A 23,134-nucleotide genomic window follows, 5' to 3' on the forward strand; every position below is an offset into this window, starting at 1 on the left:
TCACTGGAATGTCGAGCAGCGCCCCTTGCCACCATGGCAAAAGTACGCGCACCTCCCGAGCTCCGGGAGACCAGCGGGCACTTGTCCGAAAAGTGGTCCAACTGCGGCCGGTTTGCCACTGAGCGGAGCGCCGGGACATGGACATCCTGTGATCTCAGTCGCACCTGGTGTCCATCTGTGCAGGTCAACGAGGTGACGCGTGGTCAACTCCGTTTGACCCGGACTACCATGAGGGCATCGACCGCGCGATTGCGCGGCCGTCTCCTCCTTTCGGCCGGCAGGCCGCCGGGCACCCCACTCCGGCGGAATTGCGGCACGGTGACCCGCCCTACGCGGACTCCCGTATGCCACCCGACCCCACCAGGGCCGCGCATTCGAACACGAGGACTGCCCACCCTGGCGTACCGCCGCGACCCGTCGGTGCGTCGGCAAGACTGGGGAGGTATTTTGAATCAGCAGTTCTCTGCCGTTCAGCAGAGCGACATCAACGAACTGTTAGCACTCTATCGACAGGTCTACGGCAGCGGCTACGCGCTGCCGATCGGCACTGATCCCGCCGTGATGGCACGGGAGATCGCCGACCCGAACACCACCTGGCTGGCGGCCCGGGAGCCGGGCAGCGGCCGGATCGTCGGGACGATCATCGGCACCCTCGATCCCCGCGAGCGGCTCGGCAAGCTCCAGGGGCTGGTGATCCATCCCGATGCCCGGGGCGCCGGTCTGGCACACCAGGCGGTGCGCCGGCTCGCCGAATCACTGCTGACGGGTGACGGCGTCCGGCCGCCCGCCGACTCGGTCTACGCCACCGCACGCACCAACTCGACCGCGCCGCAGCGCGTCTGCCTGAGCGCCGGTTTCCGCGCGCTGGGCATCTTCCCCAACCTGCGCAAGGCCGACGAGCACGAGACCATGGTGCTGCTGGCCAAGCACCGCCCGGGAGTCCTGACCCGGCGGCTGCCGGTGGAGCGGGTGCCTGCCGGCCTGGCCGATCTGGTCCGCGCGCTGCACCAGGCAGTCGGCCTGCCGGAGCAGCCGCTGCCCGTGATCGACCACGAGCCGCTGCCGGAGCGCCGGCGGCGGTCCGTGGACGTCGAGGTGGAGTTCGTCGACGCCCCGCGGTTCGTGGCCCGCCGCACCGCCGAGGTGCTGGCCGATCCGGAGCAGCGCTTCTACCCCTTCCACACGCCCAACGTGATGCTCTCCTCGGCGGACGGCGCCCACGAGGTCTACGCCCAGCTGAACCGCACCGACGGCTACTGCGCGCTGATCGGCACCGCCGGCGGTGGTTTCGCGACGCTGTCCCCCGTCTTCGAGGCCCTGATCGCCCGGCTGGCCGCGGGAGGCGCCTCGCACATCGAGGCGCTGCTGCCGCTTGACCGCTACGAGGACCTGCGGCTGCTGCTCGCGCACGGCTTCCTGCCCGCCGCCGCCTACCCGGCGATGCGCCGGCAGGACGAGGGGTTCCGCGACTACGTGGTGATGACGCGCAGCCTGCAGCCGCTGGACTTCCGCGGCCTGTCCATCGACGCGGCCTTCCAGCCGTTCACCGAGCAGTACATCGAGCTGTGGAAGCAGCAGTACCTCAACACGCACGAGGTGTTCCAGTGAGTGCAACCACCCCGGTGGACCTGGCGAGCCGCTACCTCGAACCGGTCCAGGTCCCCGACCCGGCCGCGCTCGGACACGTCCAGCAGCTCTTCGACGTGGCCGAGCCCTACCTCGCCGGCCCCGAACTCGACGAGCTCTTCGCCCGGGCGATGAACGAGTCGAACGCCTGGCACGCCGCCCGCTCGCCGTTCTTCGGCAGGCTCTGGGCGTCCAGCCCCGCCGCCGAGCGGCCACTGGAGTCGGCCGCCGACCTGGCCCGGCTGCCCTTCGTGCACGCCAACTTCTTCAAGGCGCACGAGGTGGTGTCGATACCCGAGCAGGACGTGACGATACGTCTGACCTCCTCGGGCACGACCGGGCAGAAGTCGCAGATGTTCTTCGACGACTGGACGCTGCGCAACGGGCAGCGGATCGTCGCCCGGATCTTCGACCGCTACGGCTGGCTCGGCGAGCAGGAGCCGGTCAACTACCTGCTGACGAACTACCAGCCGCGTCCGGGTCTGAACCTCGGTACCTCGTTCACCGACGAGTACCTGGCCCACTTCGCACCGGTCCGCTCGGCCGAGTACGCGCTGAAGCACACCGGCAGCGGCCATGAGTTCGACCCGTTCGGCTGCGTGCGCGCACTGCTGCGGTTCGCCGAGGAGGGCGCCCCGGTGCGCATCCTCGGGTTCCCCTCCTTCCTGTCCTTCACCCTCGACCGGATGCGCGAACTCGGCCTGCCGCCGATCGAGTTGCACCCGAAATCACTGGTGGTCTTCGGCGGCGGCTGGAAGGCCAACGCCGACCGCCAGGTGGCCAAGCCGGAGTTGTACCGGCGCATCCACGAGCAACTGGGCATTCCGGACGAGCGGATCAGGGACGGGTTCGGCGCGGTCGAGCACTCCGTGCTCTACATGGAGTGCGCCCACCACCACCTGCACGTGCCCACCTGGTCGCGCATGCTGGTGCGCGACGTGCGGACCCTGCGGCCGCTGGGCTACGGCGAACGCGGCTACGCCCAGTTCATCTCGCCCTACATCACCTCGGTGCCCGCCCAGTCCGTCCTGATGGCCGACCTGGTCTCGCAGCACGCGCCCGAGGAGTGCGGCTGCGGGCTGCCCACGCCCTGGTTCACCGTGCACGGGCGGGCCGCACTCAGCCGTAACCGCAGCTGCGCCATCGCCGCCGCCGAACTGCTCAAGGGGAAGTCGTGACCGCCGCACCGCAAACGCTCGCTGATGACCGGCCGCACTACTGGCAGGGCGAGTTCATCGACGATGCCGAGGCCGGCCGCCGCCTGGACGAGCTGGACGCCGACGTCCGCTCGGTCCTTGCCGAGCCGCGGCTCAGCCCGCTGACCGTCCTGGCCGCCTGCGACCTGCTGTCCGCCGCGCTGCGCGACCCGGCCAGTGCCCAGCGCAAACTGCTGGCCGAGGAGTTGGCCGCGGCCCGGGTCGACCGGACCGAGGCCGAGCGCACCCTGCGCGACATCGCCGGGGCGCTGGAACGCGAGGCGCTGGAGACCAAGCTGATGCGCGAGCTCGGCGGCACCGACCCCGGCCGCCTGGCCCGCTTCGACTTCCGCCGGGAGATCTTCGAGGGCTGGCTGCCGGTCGGCCTGCTGGTGCACGTCACGCCGGGCAACGCGCCCGCTGCCGGCGCGTTGAGCGTGATCGAGGGCCTGTTGGCCGGGAACGTCAACGCCGCCAAGACCAGTGGCGGGTCGCGCTTCACCCAGCAGCTGCTGGCCCAGCTCGCCGCACTCGACCCGAGCGGCGCGATCGCCCGCCGGGTGATCGTGCTGGCTTTCCCCTCCAGCCGCACCGACTGGCTGGAGCGGCTCTGCGCCCCCGCGGACGCGGTGGCCGCCTGGGGCGGCGAGGAGGCGCTGGCCGGAGTGGGCGAACTGGTGCCGGCCGGCTGCCGGCTGGTCGACTGGGGGCCGAAGCTCTCCTTCGCCTACCTCACCGAGGAGTGCTGGGCGGATCCGACCACGCTGCGCGGGATCGCCGCCGACATCTGCCGGCTCGACCAGCAGGCGTGCTCCAGCCCGCAGGTCGTCTACCTGGACACCGAGGACGAGGAGCAGGTGTTCGCCTTCGCCGAGCGCTTGGCCGCCGTGTTGGCCGATGCGGTGGGCCGACTCGACCTGCGCGAGCGTGCGCTGCTGGAGAGCGCCGAGATCAGCAACACCGTGCTGGTGGCCGGCCTGGAGGAGCACCTGGGGCTGACCCGGGTGCACTCCGACCCTGGCGGCAACTGGCACGTCCTCGCCGACCTGCGCAGCGCGCTGCGTGCCTCCCCGCTGCACCGCACCGTGTGGGTCAAGCCGCTGCCGCGCACCCGGATCGTGGAGGTGCTGCGCCCGATGCGCCGCTACCTGCAGACGGTGGGACTCGGCGCCGACCGGGCCGACACCGCCGTGCTGGCCGGCCTGGTGCTGACCGCCGGTGCCCAGCGCGTCACCGTCCCGGGCGGGATGCTGGACAGCTACAACGGCGAACCGCACGACGGCGTCTACGCGTTGCAGCGTTACAGCCGCCGGGTGGACGTCCAGCTCGACGAGCGGTTCCGCTCCGACGCCTGCCTCGACGACCTGGTGGGCGTGCGGGACCTGCCGGTCCCCCAGGTCCCGGTCACCGGCAAGGACGAGTTCGACCGGTTGCAGGGCGACGTGAGCCGGGCCGAGGTGTTCTTCCGCAGCGGTGGCAGCTCGGGCGCCCCCAAGCTCTCCGCCTTCGCCTGGGACGACTACCACGAGCACATGCGCTCGGGGGCTGAGGGCCTGCTGGCGGCGGGGTTCGACCCGCGCACCGACCGGTCGATGAACCTGTTCTTCGCCGGGCAGCTGGCCGGCGGTTTCCTCAGCTTCCACTCGGTGCTGGAGACCATGCAGGCCGTGCAGTTCCCGATGGCGGGGCAGGAGGACCATGCGATGGTCGCCCGTGCGATCGTCGACAACCGGGTGGACACCTTGTTCGGGATGCCGAACTACCTGCTGCAGGTCTTCACCGAGGGCGCGGCGACGCTGCGCGCCTACCGGGGCGTGCGGAAGGTCTTCTTCGGCGGCGAGCACTTCCCGCGGCGCCGGCAGGACTGGCTGCGCGAGGAGTTCGGCGTGGAGCTGATCCGCTCGGCGGCCTACGGAAGCGTGGACGCCGGACCGCTCGGCTACCAGTGCGCGCACGCCGGTGACCGGGTGCACCACCTGTTCAGCGGCGTGCAGACGCTGGAGATCCTGGACCGCGCCGAGGACCGCCCGGTGGCCCCGGGCGGGGCCGGCCGACTGGTCTTCACCGCCCACACCCGGCGCGGCCAGCGGCTGGACCGGTACGAGATCGGCGACCTCGGCCGCTGGGTCGAGGGCGACTGCCCGTGCGGGCGGCGCACCCCGCGGTTCGAACTGCTCGGCCGCTTCGGTGACGTCTTCCGGGCCGGCGGGCACTTCCTCAACTACCGCCGTTTCGTGGCGATCGCGGAGGAGGCCCTGGACCACGTGGGCCCGGTCCAGCTGGTGGTGGAGGAAGGCGCCGGGTCGGCCGTCACCACCCTGACCGTCCTACTGGGCGGCTTCGAGGCCGGTGACCGTGACGCCGCGCGGCCGGCGGAGGCGTACCTGGCCGAGTACCCGCAGCTGGCTGCCGACGTCGTCCGCGACCGCGTGGTCGAGCTGCGGGTCGAGGCGGCGCCGGTGGACGCCTTGGCCCGGACCGGCGCGAGCGGCAAGCTCCGCGAGGTGGTCGACCTGCGGGTCGGCTGACGTCCCCGTGCACCGGGGGTGACGGCGGCCGCCGTCACCCCCGGTGCCGCGGCCCGCGGTCAGCCGATCCGCTCGTCCAGCAGCCGGATCGCCTTGCCGCTGCGCGGATTGACGGCCAGGCCGGTCGGCCCGACCCACTCCACGGCCACCGGGTGGATCGCCCCGCGCGCCACCTGGTCGGCGAAGAGCGGCCTGCGCACGGCGAGTTGGCCGGTGATGGCAGCTTCCAGCGCGTCCCGGCCGGCGGCCTGCGGGGTGCTGTCGGCCAGCCGCAGGGTCATCTGGTCGCGCCCGTCGAAGTGGCGCACCACCACCTGGAGGCCGCCGATCCGGCCGTCGGTGTCGGTGTCGGCCACCAGGGCCCGCAGGTCCTCCAGGAAGATGCTCACCGGTCCGACGCGGGCGCCCTCCTCGGCGCGGCCCAACAGCCGGAAGGTGCGGCTGGGAAAGTCCACCCACTCGGCCAGGTCGCCCACCGGGTAGCGGATCACCGGCGTCAGCCGCCGCACCAGGTCGGTGGCCACCACCCGCCCGGGCCGCCCCGGCTCCTCGATCGGCTCGCCGGTGACCGGGTCCAGCAGCTCCACCACCTTTTCCGGGGTGAGTACTTGGTGCACCCGGCTGTCGGACTCTCCGGCCACGGGGGCAGCCAGCACCCCGGCGTCCACGCTCGCGTAACCGATCGATCGGACCGTGATGTTGGGGAACGCCTGCTTGATCAAGGGCAGTTGGTCATCGTGGAACGCCTCGCCGCTGAACAGCGCCAACCGGATCAGCGGCATGCTGCCCACCGTGTCCACCACTTCGCTCGCCAGCCGGGAGAGCGAGGTCGGCAGCGCGGCGATCACGGTGGCGGAGAAGTCCCGCATCGTCGCCACCACCTGGTCCGGCGCGGCCGCCCCACCGATCGGCAACTGCACGGTCGGCACCTGGGCTTCCTGGAACAGGTTGAGCGTGAAGACGAAGCTGGAGTACAACTCCCCGGCATAGAACAGGTTCGCCACCCGGTCCCCGGGCCGCACCCCGGCCGCGGGCAGTCCGGCGCTGAACCGCCGTGCCATCGCCCGCCACTCGGACCGCGTGTAGAACGAGATCCGCGGCATCCCGGTGGTGCCGCCGGTCTTGAACACGATGCCGTCGGTGTGCGGGCCGGTCAGCAGCTTGCTGTCCGCGACGGTGTGGGCCTGCCAGAAGGCCGTGTGGTCGATGAGCGGGACGGAGGCCAGGTCGGCGACGTCCGCGGGGAGGTGTGCGTAGAGGTCACGGTAGAAGGGCGAGTGGGCGCGGGCGAAGGCTATGAGGTCCGCGGGGGTGCTCGCGTGAGCGTCGGTCATGGGTGTCACTTCCGCCGAAATGTGTCAGGACGGTGGTCCTGCTGTGATTCACCCTAGGACAGTCGACGACCGTTTGATCACGGAGTCCTGACGCTCAGTCGGGTCCCACGGAACCCCGGCCCGCGCCCGTGCTCCTCAGCTGACCGGCCGCTCCCAGGTCGCCCGCCAGGTGGCCGGCAGGTGGCCGGGCCGACGATGCCGTCCACGGTCAGCGGCCAGCCGCGGTTGGTGCCGTCCTGCTGGAACTGCCGGCAGACGCTCGCCGACCCGGGGCCGTGGCGGCGCGGCCGGCGGACGCCGCCGCGGTGGGCGGCCGGTATGGTGCGCGGGTGCGATTGATCAGTTCGGGGTTGCGGGTGGTGGTTCTGGCCGTGGTCGACGGCGAGGGGTTGGGACCCGCTCTGGTGGTGCTCGCGGTGTCCGTGGTGGCGACTGTCGGGTTGGGCGTGCTGCGGTCCCGAGGCCGGTGACGGGCGTCAGGCGGTGGTCGTCGTGCCCGTTCGCGGGCACCGGCCCGCTTCTTGAGCCGGCACCGGCCGCGCCCGCACCGCCCCGCCCGTCAGCTGACCGGCCGCTCCCAGGTCGCCCGCCAGGTCGCCTGGCCGACGATGCCGTCCACGGTCAGCGGCCAACCGTGGTTGGTGCTGTCCTGCTGGAACTGCCGGCAGATGCTCGCCGACGCGGGGCCGTACCAGCCGTCCACGGTGATCTGCCAGCCGCGGTCGTGCATCTGCTGCTGCCAGGTGCGGATGTTGCCGTCGTGCATCTCGTTCGCCTGGAGCTGGAAGTCGTAACCGGGCCACGGCGGGGCGGCCGACCCGAAGCTCTGGGCCCAGGAGCGCAGTTCGGCGGTGCTGCCGAGGTGGCAGAAGTCCTGGTCGACACCGCCGCCGCTGCTGTACTGGTGGAACAGCCAGTTCGCGTTGACACCCGGCTGCCCGGCCGGCCGGCCTTCGGTGGCGATCCACAGGAAGTCCTGGAAGTAGCCGGTGGTGTCGACGTTGTTCCAGTAGTCGGCGTTGCAGTACATGCCGACCGGCTGGTGCGGGGCCGAGGTCTTCAAGTGCCGCAGGAAGGCCTCCTTGTACGCCAGTTGGTCCGGGTGCGAGACACCCGAGTTGGCCGTGTCGTAGCCCTCCCAGTCCAGGCAGAGCAGCTCGCCGGCGGCCGGCTGCGCGACCGAGAGGAAGTGGTCCGCCTCCGTCTGCGCCGAGTTCCGCATGTCCGGGTAGTGGTAGTAGCCGACCACCAGCCCGGCGTTGCGCGCCGCGTTGCGCTGGCCGGCCCACCCCGGGTTGGTGTACGTCAGGCCCTCGGTGACCTTGATGAACGCGAAGCTGAGTCCCGTGGTGTCCGGGTTGGCCGACTGGTAGGACGCCCAGTCCTGTCCGAAGATGCCCATCAGGAGTCCTCTTTCGTGAGGGTGGCGAGGAGGGCCGGAGCGTGCGGCGTGAAGGCGTTCCCGACCCTCTGCCCGCCGGACACCCACGTTCTGACCGGCCACCACCAGGGGCAAACTCCACCCGCCCACATTGGTCCGACGATCAGCGTTGTCCCAGCCAGGAGGCGATGATCCGGTAGTCAAAGTCGGCCAGGCCGACTTCCGGATCCACCCGGTGCAACAGCGCACGACCGGGATGATGCGCCGCCACCCACACCCGGTCGGCGTCGCTGATCTCGTCGTCCACCCACGCGAACGGCCGTCCGGTGGCCCAGGACACCAGGGCCACCGTCTTCCAGTGCGCCCCCGGAACCGCCGGCAGGCCGTCCGGCCACTCCACGACGGGCAGCACCGGCAGGCCGAGCAGTGGAGCCAGGCACTCGTTCGCCTCCCCCTGCCACGTGGTAGCCCACACCAACTCGCAGGGCAGCGCGGACAGCCGGGGCCCGTGCGCCGGGTCCAGCCGGGCCAGCAACGGGTGCCCGATGGCAGCCGCGACCCTGGCGGAATCCGGGTGGCTCGGATACGCCCGGGAGTCACCCCCGAACGGGATCAGAGGGCCGTCGACGTCGAGGAAGAGCAGCGGGCGCTGCGCCGAGCCGGTCACGCCCGTTACGCTGCCAGTGGATCGGTCGGGGCGTCAATGCAGTTCAGCGGTAGGGGGAGCGATGACACTGGGAGCAGTCGCGGTCACCGGTGCGGCGGGGACGATCGGGCGGGTGATCCGCACGGCACTGCGCGGAAGGGCAACGCGGCTGGTGCTGCTCGACCGCGTTCCGCTCCTTGCCGAGCACGCGGACGAGACGGTGCACACCGTCGACCTGCGCGACGCGGCCGCCGTGGAGTCAGCGCTCGCGGGAGTCGACGCCGTCCTCCACCTGGGCGGCATCCCCGACGAGGCCCCGCTGCCCGACCTGTTGGACGCCAACGTGCTCGGCACCCACAACGTCCTCGAGGCCGCCCGCCGCTGCGGGATCCGCCGGGTGGTGCTGGCCAGCAGCAACCGGGTCACGGGCTTCTACGCCACCGGTCACCGCACCGGCCCGGCGGAACCGGTGCGTCCGGACGGACTGTACGGGGTGAGCAAGGTGGCGGTGGAGGCGCTGGGGCGGCTCTACGCGGACAAGTTCGGGCTGTCCGTCATCTGTCTGCGGATCGGCAGCTTCGAACCGGCCCCCAGCGAACCTCGCCACCTGGCCACCTGGTTGAGCCCTCGCGACGCGATCGGGTTCGTCGAGGCCGCGCTGACCGCCCCGGCGTCGACCCGGTTCGCCACCGCCTACGCCGTCTCCGCCAACTCCCGCCGCTTCTGGGAACTCCCCACCCCCGATGTCCTCGCCTACACCCCCGTCGACGACGCCGAGGCCCACGCAGCCGACATCCCGGGCGCCACCACTCCGCCCGATCCCGACTCCCCCCAGGCCGGCCCCTACGCGGAGCCGGAGTTCACCCTCCGCCACCTCCGTCCCTGACCCAGGAGTCAGGACTCAGAGCGACTGCTCGATCCGCTCGAAGATGTCGCTGTCCGTCTCCCGCTGCCACTGCGGCAGTTCGTCCCAGTCCGCCACATAGCTCGCCTTCGGGCTGTCAAAATGCTTGAAGATCTGGGCGATCCAGCACAGCGCGACGAAACGCCCCTTCTGCTCCCGGGAGAGCTTCGCGGTGCTGCCGCCCGAGACGCGGACGAAGTCGGCAACCTGTTGGTACACCGCCCCGGCAGCCTGCCGCTCCCACTCCGGAGTCTGCGCCCACGCAGCCACATAACCGGCCTTCGGCTCGCCAGGAAAGTACTTCTTCACCCCGGCCACCCACGCCTCACGGAAGAACTCGCCTGGCTCCAACGCGGTCGTCTCGCTCATGATGCTCCTCGGTAAGTGATCTGCTCGGTGAGATTCGAGATTCGTGGGTCCGACATGAGCGGCGCAAGGGTGCCACGCAGCCCTTCCAGTCTGCGCGCGATGTAGCCGGAGCGGGTTCGCTCCGCCAAGGCGAGCGCGGCTGAACCGTAGTGCACCACGCCGTCCACATCGCGATGACGAGCTCCCAGCTCCGCCAGATCCGCGAGTACCGCGCCTTGCCGCCGAGCAGACAGGCCTTGGCGAACGGCCGTCGACAGGTACCGCTCCGCCACGTCAGTCTGCCCAAGGGCCAGGTGACACAGCCCCCGCTGTTCAGCAAGTCGGGAGCCATCGAATCGCAACCACCCGCCGTTATGGACCTCACCGACCAAGTCGTGAACGCGCTCGGCGTGGTCGAGCGCCCTTGTGCACGCATCCACATCTCCGAGGCCTGCGTACGCCTCCGCCTGAACCGACGCCACCCAGTAGCGTGTGGAGAGCTGCGGATCGCCCCGAGCTGCGACCCGGGCAGCAGCCCCCAACAGGGGAAGCGCGGTGGCCGGCCGCCGACCGTAGAGGTGGGTGAAGGCCTGACGGGTGAGCGAGCAGGCCCACAAGTCGTGGGCCTTGACCTCTCGTGCGGCAGAAGCAGCGAGTGTGTAGCACTGCGCCGCATCCGCGTACCTATTCATGTCGAAGAGGATCTCTCCAGCCAACTGGTACAGATCCGCGACCTGCTGGCACAAGAAGGCCTGCTCAGCTTCTGTGTTCGGCCCGGTCAGCCCATCCGCCAGTCGAGAGATCCGTTGCCGCACGAGCGTCATCGCGTCCCGCTTCGACCCGGCCGATCGGAATTGCTGCCAGAGGAACTGCCCCGCATCGGACGACGTTTCCGGGCGGGATCCGGCCGAGGCTGCAAGTTCGGAAGGAACAGAGATCACAGCGCCGGTGGCGGCGATGAGGGCCAGAACTTCTCGTCGGAGCATGTCGTCAGTGTCACCGTCTACGGAGAGGGAGAGGTGCTGTTCCGGCGCGACGGTGCTCTCCGAAGTGACTGCCAGGACTGTGTCCAGCTCCTCGGGGGTCAGCTCAAGCAGCCGAGCCATTTTGGGCCGCTGGTGGGGATGCGGAGTGGCCCTGCCTGCCTCCCATCGCACAACCGTTGAGGTAGCGACTCCGCATCCATCTGCGAAGCCTTCCTGACTGTAGCCCAGCGCGATGCGCCGTTCCGCTAGTCGGTCACGCCTCGACGCCATGCTGCCTCCGTCCGGGGATGCGAAAGCCCAGGCCAAGACCGGAATGCGCTGGAAATGCCCGAGATGCGCTCCAACTCTGCTCTGGGCCACGGTAACTGATTGTTGTTCACTGGTCACTGCGAAGCCCCGAAGGAGTGAGTCCGAAGTCCGACCCACGGCCTTCAGGGCGGCTTCCCATGGCGATCCGTCGCCTCGCCCAACTCGTTCCGTCGTCCGGAGTCCCTGGTGCACAGTGCCGATTCCATCCGCCCACCGCGTCCCTGGTCCAAGAACGGCGCCGCGCCTCCAGGGGATCCTCGCAAGTTCCCGTTCTTCCCGCGCCGCCTGGTGCCCCAGCCGGCGGCCGCCGCCATGCACCGGATGCTCCTGGAGGAACGTCCCAATGCCGACGGGCGGTGCCACCGCTGCGACACGATGTGGCCTTGCACTGTGATCTTCAGGGCCCGGTCTGGGAGCGGCGAGTGACTGGGCGGCCCGGGACGCTGTCGTGTGATCCGGACGCCCTGACGCCTCCTACGGCCCTGGCCGCAGCACCTGCTGCGGACCACACCCGCGTTCAGCTGCCCTACGAGCCGCAGTCCGCCCGTGCCGCTCGCCACCTTGTGCGATCCGCGCTGCGTCAATGGGGCTTGGCCGACCTGCTTGATTCGGCTGAATTGATCGTCAGCGAGCTGGTTGGCAACGCGGTCAAGACCGGCTGCCGGCAACACATGACGGTCGCCATCCATCGCACCGCCGAGGCCAGCGTCAGGATCTCGGTCCGCGACGGTTCGCGAGCGATGCCCGTCCTCATCCAGGACCGCAGCCGCGACGACGCTGAAGGCGGCCGCGGGCTTGCTTTGGTCAACCATCTCACCCACGGCCACTGGGCCGCCGAGCTGCTGCCCCTCGGCAAGGTCATCCACGCCGACCTCAGCAGCTTCGGCCACCTACAGGGCTGATCACTGCCAACGCGTCGGTACCTGTCACCCTGGCGCCCCCTTGTCACCACCCGGCGCTCCGGGCGGAGCACCTCCGGCCACAGGCTTGCCAGTCCGACTGCCTGTTCCAGCACCACCGACATGAACCACGAACACTCCGAGAGGACCCCCGTCGTGACCCTCACCCTTCACAGCCCCGGCACCACACGCACCCGGGACCCCCGTGAGCTGCTGAACGCCGTGCAGCCGCGCATCCAGCACCTGAGCGTCAACATCCTCGACTCCGGTATGACCATCTGGGATCGCGAGGTCGCGCTGTTGCTCCGCGACGAGGTCATGGTCCAGGACCTCGCCGAGCGGATCCTCGGCAACGCCGTGATGTATGTGATCGCGTCCATGGAACACCCCGACGTCCACCTGGGCGTGGGCAAGGTCGTCGACATCGGCGTGCACCAGGTCATCCTCGACACCCCCGTCTACTTCGCCCTCTGCGAGCTCTACAACGGCGGTATCTACAAGCACCACGCTCCGTTCATCCAGCGCCGCAACGATGGCACCGTCATCAGCACCGCCGAGTTCCTGCGCTCGATCGGATTCGATCCCGATGAGGAGCTCTGGGCCCGCGATGGGGCCAATTGCTCCCCGTGCGACAGCAAGGTCCCCGACAGCCACTGACGGCTGACGGGCCGTTCTAAGGTGGGGGCTCCGCCGGTGCACCACGGCGGGGTCCCTCCCGTTCCGGCCAAACCAAGTGAGGACGTCCCGATGCCGATCGCCCCGCATGACCTGGACCACGAACGGCAGCTCTGGGACGCCTACGCCGAGTCGGTGTTCAAGGCTTGCCTGGAACCGGCATTCCGCTGGACGCAGTACCACGACCACCCTGGCGCCCCTGGTCCGGAACTGCTGGGCGGCCCCGGGACGGCGCTGGAGATCGGCTGCGGCACCGGCCGCGCCCTGGCCTACCTGACGCAACAGGGCGTCAAGGGCACCGGCGTCGACCTCTCCCCGGTGATGGTCGAACGCGCCGCCGCGCAGTGGGAGCCGCTGGGCGTGGAGTTCGTCCAGGCGGACGTTCTCGGCTACCTGAACAGCATCGGACAGCGGTTCGATGCCGTGTACTCCGTCTTCGGCGCGGCCTGGTTCACTGCCCCTGAGCGGCTTTTCCCCCTGGTCGCCGCTCATTTGAACCCGGGCGGCGTCTTCGCCTTCTCGCAGCCGCCGGCGATCCCCGGAGCGTACGGGCCGCAGGGCATGTACAAGGGCGGTTTCGCCGGACCGGCAATGTACACCTACCGCTACAGCTACGAGCCGCAGGACTGGGCGCGGTTCCTCGCCGAGGCCGGCTTCGTCCACGTGGACGTGAGCGTGCTCCACGCCCCCACCCCGGGACACATCGGCACGCTGATCGGTCGTGCCGTGCGCCCGTAGCGCCAGGCACGCGACAGAGCGCCGGGCGCTACGCGGCACCCAGCCGCCCGGCCCAGCGGCTGGTCCTCCGGGTCACCTGCAGGGTCGCCGGGTGTCAGCGCTCGCTGTCGAGTTGGGTCATGGCGGGGGCCGGGTAGCGGTCGCCGCGGACCGATCCGGGGGGCAGCAGGCGCTCGATCCGGGCCAGGTCCTCGGCGTCGAGCCGGAGTTGGGCGCTGCCGAGGAGGCTCTCAACCTGCTGGAGCCGCCGGGCTCCGACGACCGGGACGATGTCCTCGCCCTGCGCCGCGACCCAGGCGATCGCGAGCTGCGCCAGCGTGGCCCCGTGCGCGTCCGCGATCTCCCGCAGGGGGGCCACCAGGGACTGGTTGTACTCGCGGTTGCCGTCCTGGAACCGCGGGAAGTGCGACAGCCCGCCCCCGGCGGTCCCGCTGCCGCCGATCAGTCCCTTGGACAGGACGCCGTACGCGGTGATGCCGATGCCCAGTTCGCGGCAGGTCTGCAGGATCCGGTTGCCCTCGATGCCCCGGCTGAGCAGGGAGTACTCGATCTGGAGGTCGCTGATCGGGGCGACGGCGGCCGCCCGGCGGATGGTGTCGGCGCTGACCTCGCTGAGCCCGATGTGGCGCACGTAGCCCTTCTGCTGCAGCTCGGCGACGGCCCCGACGGTCTCCTCGATCGGCACCGCGGGATCGAGTCGGGCCGGCCGGTAGACGTCGACGTAGTCGGTGCCCAACCGCCGCAGCGAGTACGCCAGCGAGGACTGGACCGCCGCCGGACGCGCGTCGAAGCCGACCGGCATCCCCTCCAGCGTGACCAGCGCGCCGAACTTCACCGAGAGCACGACGTCCTCGCGCCTGCGGTCGCGCAGCGCCCGGCTGATCAGCATCTCGTTGTGGCCGGCGCCGTAGAAGTCGGCGGTGTCGAGGAGGGTGCCGCCGCCGTCGAGGTAGGCGCGGATGACGCGGACGCTCTCGTCGTCGTCGGTGGCGCCGTAGACGCCGGACAGGCCCATGCAGCCCAGCCCGGGTGAGGTGACGGCGGGGCCGGTGCGGCCCAGGGTGCGGATGTCGGGGTTCGTCATGGCACCAGACTGCCCGGTTCCGGCGCCCGGTGGCAGGACCGGCGCATCCGGGGAGCGGCAGTCCCTGGGTGAGCCGGTCGCCGGTCGCCGGCTGGCGGCACTCGCCGCGGTCGCACCTCGCCAACTGCCGGCACGTCACCAACTGGATGCCCGTCGAACCCCCGTGGCAGTATCAGCGGGTGCAGATCAAGATGCTGGGGCCATTGGAGATTCGCACGGACGACGGGGGGCTGACCGACGTGCCGGGCGCGCGGTTGCGCGGGCTGCTGGTGGCGCTGGCGCTCAGGCCGGGCCGCGTGGTGCCGAAGTCGGCGCTGGTCGACTGGATCTGGGGGGAGCACCCGCCGGCCGATGCGACGAACGCGCTGCAGCGCCTGGTCTCCCGACTGCGCAAGGTGCTGCCGGACGGGGTGGTCGATGGCCGGCCGGACGGCTACCGGTTGGCGGTGGCGCCCGATGCCGTCGACGCCGTGCGGTTCGAGCGCCTCGTCGGCGCCGCTCAGGCCGGTGCCGAGGACGGTTCGGAGCGGGTGCGGCTGCTGCGCGAGGCGCTGGGGCTGTGGCGCGGTGCGGCCATGCAGGACGTCGGTCTGCAGGAGAGCGAGGCGTTGGACGCGGCGGTGGTCCGGCTCGAAGGGCTGCGGCTGACCGCCAGGGAGGAGCGGTTCGACGCGGAGGTCGCCCTCGGGGGCGGTGCGGAGCTGGTCACCGAACTGACCGACCTGGTGGCCGCCTACCCGGTGCGCGAGCGGCTGGTCGCCGCGCTGATGCGCGCCCTGGTCGCGGCCGGCCGCGACAGCGAGGCGCTGCAGGTGTACCAGCGCGCCCGGGAGGCCCTGGCCGACGAGCTGGGCGCCGATCCCTCGCCGGAGCTGTCCGCGCTGCACGTCGCCCTGCTGCGCGGCGAGTTGGGGCGGCGCGAGGAGAGCCCCAGGACCAATCTGCGGGCCGAGCTGACCAGCTTCGTCGGCAAGGACGCCGACGTCGCCGCCGTCCGCGAGCTCATCGCCGGGCACCGGCTCACCACCCTGGTCGGGCCGGGCGGCTCGGGCAAGACCCGGTTGGCCACCGAGACCGCGCGCGCGATGCTCGGCGAGCTGCCGGACGGGGCCTGGCTGGTGGAGCTCGCCGCCACCGGCGCGGACGCCGACGTGGCGCAGCCGGCGCTGGCCGCTCTCGGCCTGCGGGACGCCCTGCTCGGTGACGCCCCGAACGCGGAGCTGACGGGCCGTCTGATCGCCGCGATCCGCGAGCGGGAGGCGCTGCTGGTCCTGGACAACTGCGAGCACCTGATCGAGTCGGCGGCGGTCTTCGCCCACCGGGTGCTCGGGGAGTGCCGGCGGCTGCGGATCCTGGCGACCAGCCGGGAACCGCTCGGCATCACCGGCGAGGCGCTGTGGCTGGTCGAGCCGCTGGCCCTGCCCGACGCGTACGCCGACGCCACCGCGCTGGAGTCCTCCCCCGCCGTCCGACTGCTGCGCGACCGGGCGAGCGCCGTGCGCAAGGACCTCGCGGTCGACGCCGGCACGCTGGAGACGATGGCGCGCGTCTGCCGCGCCCTGGACGGGATGCCGCTGGCGATCGAACTGGCCGCGGCCCGGCTCCGCACCATGTCCGTCGACCAGCTCGCCAACCGGCTCGACGACCGGTTCCGCCTGCTGACCTCCGGCAGCCGCACCGCGCTGCCCCGGCACAAGACGCTGCGTGCGGTGGTCGACTGGAGCTGGGAGCTGCTCACCGACGCCGAACGGGCGGTGCTGCGCAGGCTCTCGGTGTTCGCGGGCGGGGCGGGCCTGGAGGCCGCCGAGCGGGTCTGCGCGGGCGACGGCGTGGAGCCGGAGGAGGTGCTGGAGCTGCTCACCTCGCTGGTCGAGAAGTCGCTGCTGCTCGCGGCGGACGACGCAGCACCGCGCTACCGGATGATCGGCACCATCAAGGAGTACGCCGGCCGGCGGCTCGCGGAGGCGGGGGAGGCGGAGGCGGCTCGCCAGGCGCACCTCGCCCACTTCACCGAGCTCGCCGAGACCGCGGAGCCGCACCTGCGCCGGGCCGATCAGTTGGAGTGGCTGGCCGTGCTGGCGGCCGAGCACGACAACCTCGGTGCCGCGATGCGGGGCGCGCTGGCGGCCGGCGGGGCGCAGGCGGCGATGCGGCTCGCGGCGGGCTGCGGCTGGTACTGGTGGCTCGGCGGGCACCGGGCCGAGGGCCTGGAGCTGCTCACCGCGGCCACCGGGCTGCCCGGTGAGGTGACCGATGAGGTCCGGGCCACGGTGTACGGCCTGATCGTGATGTTCGGCAGCGCCGGGCGGGGCGACCAGTACCAGGTCGCGGAGTGGATCCAGCAGGCGTACCGGTTCAGCCGGAACAGTCGGGGCCGCCACCCGGCGATGAGGCTCGTCGTCCCGCTGGAGCGGATGCTCCAGGCCCCCGACGCGGGGCCGTCCGCCTTCGAACCGCTGCTGGACGACGAGGATCCCTGGGTGCGCGCACTGGCCCGGCTGCAGATGGGGAAGATGCGGATCCTCCTCGGTGAGGCGGGGCGCGAGGCGGACGCCCACCTGGAGGCGGCGCTCGCCGAATTCCGGGCGATCGGCGAACGGTTCGGCATCTCGTTCGCCCTGACGGAACTGGCGGACCGGATCACCGTGCGCGGTGAGTTGGCCCAGGCGTGCGAGCTGTACGAGCAGGCGGTCGCGGTGGTCACCGAGGTCGGTGCCACCGAGGACGTCATCCGGATGCGGTCGCGGCAGGCGCAGCTGTACTGGCTGCTGGGCGACGAGGACGCCGGCGCGGCCGCCATCGCCGAGGCGCAGCGGTACGCGGAGCGGGTCGCCTGGCCGAACGCGCTGGCCGAGCTGGCCCTCGCGCGGGCGGAACTCGCCCGCTGGGGCGGTGACGCCGACCAGGCGCGTCGGCAACTCGGGGTAGCCACGGCCCTGTTGGGCGACGAGGCGGAGGGGGTGCACGTCCGCGCGCTTCGGCACCTGCTGCTCGGCTACCTCGCCGATGACCTCGACGAGGCGCGGGCGCACCGCGCGGCTGCCTGCGAGGCGGCGGCGGAGGCGGGCTATGCGCCGCTGATCGCGGAGGCGATCGTCGGGGTCGCGGACCTGGCGGTGCGCCGCGACCAGTACGCGCAGGCCGCGCGGCTGCTCGCGGCGAGCGTCGGCGTGCGCGGTCTGCCGGACCGCTCCCACCCGGACGTGGCTCGGATCACGCGGACCGCACGCCGCCGCCTCGGCGACGCGAAGTTCGCCGAGGCGGCCCGGGAGGGGGAGCGGACCAGCTGGTCCGAGCTGGTCGCGGTCACGCTCGCTTCCTGAACGTGGCCACCGCCCACAGGTAGCCGGCGATCGTGAGCCCGACGCACCAGGCGAGGGCGGTGAGCGCGGTGCCGGTCTGCGGGTGGCCGGTGAGCAGGCCGCGCAGCGTCTCGATGATCGGGGTGAACGGCTGGTACTGCGCGAACTGCCGGATGCCGGGGCCCATCGTGTCGGCGGGAACGAACGCGCTGCTCAGGAAGGGCAGCATGATCAGCGGCACGGTGGCCATGCCCGCCGACTCCACGGTCTTCGCGCCCAGGCCCATGGCGACGGTGAGCCAGCTGGTGGCGAAGGCCAGCAGCAGCATGATGCCGATCGCGGCGAGCCACTGGAGCGGGCTCGCGTGCGGGCGGAACCCCATCGCGAAGCCGACGCCGATGATGGCCGCGTCGGCGATCAGGCTGCGCAGCGTCGTGGAGACGACGTGACCGGCCAGCACGGCACCGTGCGGGACGTCCATGGCCTTGAACCGGTTGATGATGCCCTTCGTCATGTCGCCGTTGACGGCCGCCGCGGTCGGGCCCAGGCCGTAGGTGATGGCCATGACGAGCAGCCCCGGCACCGCGTAGTCGATGTACTTGCCCTGGACCTTGAAGGCGCCGCCGAAGACGTAGACGAACATCAGCATCATCACGAGGGGGAACAGGACCGCCTGGAACACCGTGACCAGGTTCCGGAGCGTGTGCTTGAGGTTGCGGCGCATCATGATCGCCGAGTCGCCGAACGAGGTGGTGAGAGTGCTCATCGTGCGATCGCCTCCGTGGTGGTCTGACCGGTCAGGGCAAAGAAGACGTCGTCGAGGTCCGGCGTGTGCACGGAGAACTCCTCGGCGTTGATCAGGTGTTCGTCGAGCAGGTCGAGCAGGGCCCGCAGCGACCTGGGTCCGCCGTCGCCGGGCACCCGCAGGGTCAGCTCCTGGTCGTCCCGGGTGGCGCCGGTCAGCACCCGCGCAGCCTGGTCGAGTTCGAAGAGGTCGGCGAAGCGGAGCCGGACGTGGCTGCCGGGGACTTGGCGCTTGAGCTCCTCGGGCGTGCCCTGGGCGACGAGGTGGCCCTGGTCCAGGACCGCGATCCGGTCGGCGAGCTGGTCCGCCTCCTCCAGGTACTGGGTGGTGAGGAAGATGGTGGTGCCCTCGGCGACCAGCTCGCGGACGATCTGCCACATGGTGCGCCTGCTGCGCGGGTCCAGGCCCGTGGTCGGCTCGTCCAGGAAGATGATCTGCGGATCGCCGACCAGCGTCATCGCCAGGTCCAGTTTGCGGCGCATGCCGCCGGAGTAGGTCGCCGCCATCTTGTCGGCGGACTCCACGAGGTCGAACCGCTCCAGCAGCCGCGTGACCAGCCGGTCGCCGGAGCGCACCCGCTTCAGGTCCGCCATCAGCCGCAGGTTCTCCCGGCCCGTCAGCAGCTCGTCCACCGCCGCGAACTGACCGGTCACGCCGATGACCTTGCGCACCTGCCTGGTCGCGGTCGCCACGTCGTGACCGGCGATGCGCACCGTGCCGGCGTCCGCCTTCGTCAGGGTCGTCAGGACGTTCACCGTGGTGGTCTTGCCCGCGCCGTTCGGGCCGAGCATGGAGAAGACCGATCCGGCGGGGACCTCGAAGCCGATGCCGTCGAGCACGAGCTTGTTCCCGTGTGTCTTCCGCAGTCCGGAGACCGCGATCGCTGAACTCTTCATGCCGACCACTGTCCCGGCCGGGGCTGTCACCCGCCTGACACAGTGCTGACACGGCCCCTGACACGGCGGTCCGCCGCGTCATCCCTGGTCAGAACGGGGCTGTGCGAGCCGCTAGGGGCGGCTCGGGTCCGCTCGCCGGGCTCGCCCCCCCCGCCGGTGGTCCCCGGTCAGCCCGTGGTCTCGGCGTCGATCCAGCGCAGGTACCGGTCGCTGCCATGGGTGATGTCGGCGGCGATGACCTCCGGGACGTCGTAGCTGTGGTTCGCCTCGATCAGCGCCGCCAGCTCGGCGAACCGATGGGCCGGGAGCTTGTACAGCACCCGCCACTCCTGGTCCGCGCGGACTTCACCCTCCCAGCGGTAGACCGACGTGATGGGACCGTCGATCTGCGCGCAGGCCGCGACCCGCGCGTCGACCCCGGCGCGGGCGAGCTGCTCGGCCCGCTCGGCCGAGTCGGTGGTGGTCAGGACGGTGATGTTATGCGCTCATGCCTCTTCCAGGGCTCCTCGGTCCATGACGGACGGCTGCTTCGACTCCCGCCGTCTCTTCGGTGGTTCGGACGGCAGATGCGGGTTGCCGCCCGGCGCCGGCGGGTTGCGGGGCCCGGGCGGCGGGGGCGGCACGCCGGGCAGCTTGGTCGGGCTCCCGGAGGGCTCCTTCTGCGGGCTCATGGTCTGATCGTCCTCCTGCTGCGGATCGCCCGACCGGCCGGCCTCGGGGATCGTCGGCGGCGGATGCCGGAACGGCGGGCGCGGCCGCTGCGGCCGGCGGGTCGGCCCCCGCGAACCGCGCCGCCCGCCGGGCCAGGACGGACCGGCGGAAGCGGCTGACGGGGTCTTGCTCATGGCGCTCCATCCCCTTCTCCGTACGGCCGGCCGGACACCATGATGAGCCCGCCACGCCTTGCCCGGCCGACCGGTTGACGGATCGCCACCAGGCGCTCACCCCGCGTTCGAGCCGCTCCGGCGGCAGTGGGGCGGCTAGCTGGCGGGAACGTGCTCCGCCGCCACCTGCAGCGCCTCGACCGCCGCACGGATCGACGGGCGGCGGTCGGCGTCCGCGCGCCAGATCACGTAGACGTGTCGGCGGACGTGCTGCTTGAGCGGGACGGTGACCACGCCCGGCGGGATCGGCCGGCGCCCCAGCACCGGCGCGATGCACACCCCGAGCCCGGCCGCGACCAGTCCGAGCTGGGTGTGCGTCTCGGCGGCGCGGTGACCGATGACCGGCTCCACGCCCCGCGAGCGCAGCGTGAACAGCAGCCACTCGTGGCAGAACTCGCCCTCCCCCCAGGTGATCCACTCGTCGTCGCAGAAGTCGCCCAGGTCCACCTCGTCACGGCCGGCGAGCGGATGGTCCGCGTAGACGGCCACGTCGGCCGGGTCGTCCAGGAGCGGCGCCTTCACCAGGCCGTCGGGCAGCGGCATCGGCTTGTTGTACCAGTCGAGCACGACCGCGAGGTCCAGGTCGCCGCGGACGACACCGGCGATGCCCGCCTCCGGCTCCAACTCGCAGGAGCGGACCCGCAGCGCCGGGTGCCGGGCGCGCAACGCGGCCAGCGCGCTGGGGAGCAGGCCGCGGGCGGCCGTCGGGAACGCGGACAGGCGCAGCTCCCCGATGACCTGGCCGCGGTGCGCCTCCAGCTCCGACTCGGCCAGCTCCACCTGGGAGAGGATGCGCGCCGAGTGCTCGGCCAGCAGCCGCCCGGCATCGGTGAGCCGCACGCCCCGCCCGTTCTTGGCCAGCAGCTGCTGCCCCACCTCGCGCTCCAGCTTGGACATCTGCTGCGACACTGCCGACGTCGTGACGTGCAGCGCGTCCGCCGCACCGCTCACCGAGCCGTGCCGGGCGAGGGCATCGAGGGTGCGCAGCCGTTCGAGGTTCAACATGTCCGCTCCCGGTTCGCTTCGGCGCCACACAACAGGTAAGCAATACTACGAGGTACTGCGTGCGCATTCTCGCTTGTGCTACGAGATCGCCTCAAGCATGGTTGCCGGTATGAGCACCACCACCACCCGCCCCCAGGTCGAGGTCGCCGCAGGCCCCGACAGCCGTCCGCGCCTCGACTGGCGCCTGCGCTTCGGCCTGCTCTCGCTGATCTGGGGCTTCAGCTTCCTGCTCATCAAGCTCGGCACCGAGGGGTTCGCGCCCCTCCAGGTGGCGCTCGGGCGGCTGTTCTTCGGCACCGCCGTGCTGGCGGCCACCATGGCGGTGAAGCGCGAGCGGCTCCCGCGCGGCATCCGCACCTGGGCCCACCTCGCGGTCGCCGCGTTCCTGCTGAACGCGCTGCCGTTCTCCCTCTTCGCCTACTCGGAGCTGACGATCCCGTCCACGCTGGCGGGCATCTGCAACGCCGCCTCACCCCTGTGGGGCATGGCCCTGTCCCTGGTCGCCCTCTCCGAGGACCGGCCGACGCGGGTGCGGGTGGCCGGCCTCGGCCTGGGCTTCCTCGGCGTCCTGACCGTGCTCGGCGCCTGGCAGGGCTTCCACGGCCTGAACGCCACGGGCACGGCACTGGCGCTGCTGGCCTCGCTCAGCTACCCGGTCGGCTGGATCTACGTGCGCCGCACCCTGGCCGGCTCCAGCCACTCCCATCTCTGTCTGACCGGCACCCAGCTGCTCCTCGCCACCATCCAACTGGCCATCGTCACACCGCTGTTCACCACGATGCCCAGCCACTTCAGGCTGCTGCCACTGCTGGCCGTCGCCGCCCTCGGCACGCTCGGCACCGGCGTAGCCGTCCTCGTCCAGTACGGCCTGGTCGCCGAAGTCGGCCCGACGACCGGCCAGATGGTCACCTACTTCATCCCGGTCATCGCCGCCGTCGCGGGCGTCGCCATCCTGGGCGAATCCATGAGCTGGTCGACCCCGATCGGCGCGGTGATCGTCCTGGCGGGCGCGGCCCTGACCCAGGCGAGGCCGCGGGCCAAGGGCTAGCACCCGGCGACTCACTCCCCCAGCAAATCCAGCCGCCAGTCGTTGGAGGTGATCCAACGACCCTTCGGGTACTCGAACTTGACTGCTTCCACCAGCTCGAACCCGGCCTTGCGGCAGACCGCGTTCGACGCCGCGTGGTCGACGCTCGGAAAGGCGTGCAGACAGCGGTGCGTCCCCAAGGCGCGCGCCGCATCGGCGGCGGCGCGGGCAGCAGCGGCGGCGACACCCCGCCCCTGGAACTCGGGCAGCACCGACCAACCGGCCTCCCAGACCATCACCCCGTTCCATTCGTGCTCCCAGAAGCCGATCGATCCGGCGGTCTCCCCCGTTTCGGGCAGCACCACCCGGTAGATCCGCCCCCGCTCGCCGAGCGCGAGGTACCGCTGATGCCGGGCGACCAGCTGCTCCGCGGTCTCCGGACCGCCCAGGTGCTCGGTCATCTCGGGGGTGTTGTTGCGCTGGAGCAGCCAGAAGTCGCCTTCACTCCAGGGCTGGAGTTCGACACTGTGAACAGGTGCGTTGGACATGGCGGCACCCTAC

Annotated in this window: 21 protein-coding genes; 10 read left to right on the forward strand and 11 right to left on the reverse strand. The window is 71.4% G+C overall.

Annotated features, from left to right (window positions below):
• Window positions 1–447 precede the first annotated feature (447 nt).
• From LN042_RS25915 to LN042_RS25925, 3 genes are read left to right on the forward strand one after another with little or no spacing between them, the layout of a single operon-like run.
• On the forward strand, window positions 448–1,608 hold the full coding sequence (locus LN042_RS25915) for a GNAT family N-acetyltransferase (RefSeq protein ID WP_230053780.1): 1,161 nt from the start codon (window positions 448–450) through the stop codon (window positions 1,606–1,608).
• Complete coding sequence (locus LN042_RS25920) at window positions 1,605–2,804, forward strand: LuxE/PaaK family acyltransferase (protein WP_230053781.1); 1,200 nt, start codon at window positions 1,605–1,607, stop codon at window positions 2,802–2,804. Before LN042_RS25915 ends, LN042_RS25920 begins: the two co-directional genes overlap by 4 nt.
• On the forward strand, window positions 2,801–5,350 hold the full coding sequence (locus LN042_RS25925; protein ID WP_230053782.1) for an acyl-CoA reductase: 2,550 nt from the start codon (window positions 2,801–2,803) through the stop codon (window positions 5,348–5,350). Before LN042_RS25920 ends, LN042_RS25925 begins: the two co-directional genes overlap by 4 nt.
• A gap of 59 nt (window positions 5,351–5,409) precedes the next feature.
• On the opposite strand, the gene LN042_RS25930 is transcribed toward LN042_RS25925, so the two are convergent.
• On the reverse strand, window positions 5,410–6,684 hold the full coding sequence (locus LN042_RS25930) for a phenylacetate--CoA ligase family protein (protein ID WP_230053783.1): 1,275 nt from the start codon (window positions 6,682–6,684) through the stop codon (window positions 5,410–5,412).
• A gap of 329 nt (window positions 6,685–7,013) precedes the next feature.
• On the opposite strand from LN042_RS25930, the gene LN042_RS25935 reads away from it, so the two are divergent.
• A complete protein-coding gene (locus tag LN042_RS25935) occupies window positions 7,014–7,154 on the forward strand; it encodes a hypothetical protein (protein ID WP_230053784.1) in 141 nt (46 codons plus the stop codon).
• A gap of 89 nt (window positions 7,155–7,243) precedes the next feature.
• On the opposite strand, the gene LN042_RS25940 is transcribed toward LN042_RS25935, so the two are convergent.
• Window positions 7,244–8,086, reverse strand: coding sequence for a GH25 family lysozyme (locus LN042_RS25940; protein ID WP_230053785.1), 843 nt, complete (start codon window positions 8,084–8,086; stop codon window positions 7,244–7,246).
• Between the two features lie 142 nt (window positions 8,087–8,228).
• Window positions 8,229–8,732 carry an HAD domain-containing protein gene (locus tag LN042_RS25945; RefSeq protein WP_230053786.1) on the reverse strand — a complete coding sequence of 168 codons (504 nt, stop codon included), beginning with the start codon at window positions 8,730–8,732 and terminating at the stop codon, window positions 8,229–8,231.
• Window positions 8,733–8,793: 61 nt separating this feature from the next.
• Here LN042_RS25945 and LN042_RS25950 point away from each other — a divergent pair, with 61 nt between their 5' ends.
• Entirely contained in the window at window positions 8,794–9,597 is an 804-nt protein-coding gene (locus LN042_RS25950) for an NAD-dependent epimerase/dehydratase family protein (protein WP_230053787.1), read from the forward strand.
• 15 nt (window positions 9,598–9,612) lie between these two features.
• Here the strand turns inward: LN042_RS25950 and LN042_RS25955 are convergent, their stop codons facing one another.
• Both LN042_RS25955 and LN042_RS25960 read right to left on the reverse strand, forming a co-directional pair.
• Window positions 9,613–9,984 (reverse strand): hypothetical protein, encoded by a 372-nt coding sequence (locus LN042_RS25955; RefSeq protein ID WP_230053788.1) that lies wholly within the window; start codon window positions 9,982–9,984, stop codon window positions 9,613–9,615.
• A complete protein-coding gene (locus LN042_RS25960) occupies window positions 9,981–11,219 on the reverse strand; it encodes a helix-turn-helix transcriptional regulator (RefSeq protein WP_230053789.1) in 1,239 nt (412 codons plus the stop codon). The genes LN042_RS25955 and LN042_RS25960 overlap by 4 nt, the downstream gene beginning before the upstream one ends.
• 176 nt (window positions 11,220–11,395) lie before the next feature.
• On the opposite strand from LN042_RS25960, the gene LN042_RS25965 reads away from it, so the two are divergent.
• From LN042_RS25965 to LN042_RS25975, 3 genes are all read left to right on the forward strand, one after another.
• Window positions 11,396–12,160: an ATP-binding protein gene (locus LN042_RS25965; protein WP_230053790.1), complete on the forward strand. Its 765-nt coding sequence runs from the start codon at window positions 11,396–11,398 to the stop codon at window positions 12,158–12,160.
• 153 nt (window positions 12,161–12,313) lie between these two features.
• Window positions 12,314–12,814, forward strand: a complete 501-nt coding sequence (locus LN042_RS25970; RefSeq protein ID WP_230053791.1) for a hypothetical protein — start codon at window positions 12,314–12,316, stop codon at window positions 12,812–12,814.
• 90 nt (window positions 12,815–12,904) lie between these two features.
• Complete coding sequence (locus LN042_RS25975) at window positions 12,905–13,570, forward strand: class I SAM-dependent DNA methyltransferase (RefSeq protein ID WP_230053792.1); 666 nt, start codon at window positions 12,905–12,907, stop codon at window positions 13,568–13,570.
• A 94-nt stretch (window positions 13,571–13,664) separates the two neighbouring features.
• On the opposite strand, the gene LN042_RS25980 is transcribed toward LN042_RS25975, so the two are convergent.
• Window positions 13,665–14,654 carry an aldo/keto reductase gene (locus LN042_RS25980; protein ID WP_230053793.1) on the reverse strand — a complete coding sequence of 330 codons (990 nt, stop codon included), beginning with the start codon at window positions 14,652–14,654 and terminating at the stop codon, window positions 13,665–13,667.
• Between the two features lie 203 nt (window positions 14,655–14,857).
• On the opposite strand from LN042_RS25980, the gene LN042_RS25985 reads away from it, so the two are divergent.
• Window positions 14,858–17,977 (forward strand): AfsR/SARP family transcriptional regulator, encoded by a 3,120-nt coding sequence (locus LN042_RS25985; RefSeq protein WP_504871035.1) that lies wholly within the window; start codon window positions 14,858–14,860, stop codon window positions 17,975–17,977.
• On the opposite strand, the gene LN042_RS25990 is transcribed toward LN042_RS25985, so the two are convergent.
• From LN042_RS25990 to LN042_RS26005, 4 genes are all read right to left on the reverse strand, one after another.
• Window positions 17,961–18,722: an ABC transporter permease gene (locus LN042_RS25990; RefSeq protein ID WP_230053795.1), complete on the reverse strand. Its 762-nt coding sequence runs from the start codon at window positions 18,720–18,722 to the stop codon at window positions 17,961–17,963. The two genes, LN042_RS25985 and LN042_RS25990, sit on opposite strands and share 17 nt — an antisense overlap.
• Window positions 18,719–19,657: an ATP-binding cassette domain-containing protein gene (locus LN042_RS25995; protein ID WP_230053796.1), complete on the reverse strand. Its 939-nt coding sequence runs from the start codon at window positions 19,655–19,657 to the stop codon at window positions 18,719–18,721. The genes LN042_RS25990 and LN042_RS25995 overlap by 4 nt, the downstream gene beginning before the upstream one ends.
• 167 nt (window positions 19,658–19,824) lie before the next feature.
• The gene (gene cutA, locus LN042_RS26000; protein WP_230053812.1) at window positions 19,825–20,133 is read right to left on the reverse strand and encodes a divalent-cation tolerance protein CutA; all 309 of its coding nucleotides are present in this window, start codon (window positions 20,131–20,133) and stop codon (window positions 19,825–19,827) included.
• A 504-nt stretch (window positions 20,134–20,637) separates the two neighbouring features.
• A complete protein-coding gene (locus LN042_RS26005; protein WP_230053797.1) occupies window positions 20,638–21,546 on the reverse strand; it encodes a LysR family transcriptional regulator in 909 nt (302 codons plus the stop codon).
• Window positions 21,547–21,655: 109 nt separating this feature from the next.
• Between LN042_RS26005 and LN042_RS26010 the strand changes: the two genes are divergently transcribed.
• Entirely contained in the window at window positions 21,656–22,594 is a 939-nt protein-coding gene (locus LN042_RS26010; protein ID WP_230053798.1) for a DMT family transporter, read from the forward strand.
• Between the two features lie 11 nt (window positions 22,595–22,605).
• Here the strand turns inward: LN042_RS26010 and LN042_RS26015 are convergent, their stop codons facing one another.
• Complete coding sequence (locus LN042_RS26015; protein ID WP_230053799.1) at window positions 22,606–23,121, reverse strand: GNAT family N-acetyltransferase; 516 nt, start codon at window positions 23,119–23,121, stop codon at window positions 22,606–22,608.
• Window positions 23,122–23,134: the final 13 nt, after the last annotated feature.

The organism is Kitasatospora humi (assembly GCF_020907985.1).
Lineage (GTDB): Bacteria > Actinomycetota > Actinomycetes > Streptomycetales > Streptomycetaceae > Kitasatospora > Kitasatospora humi.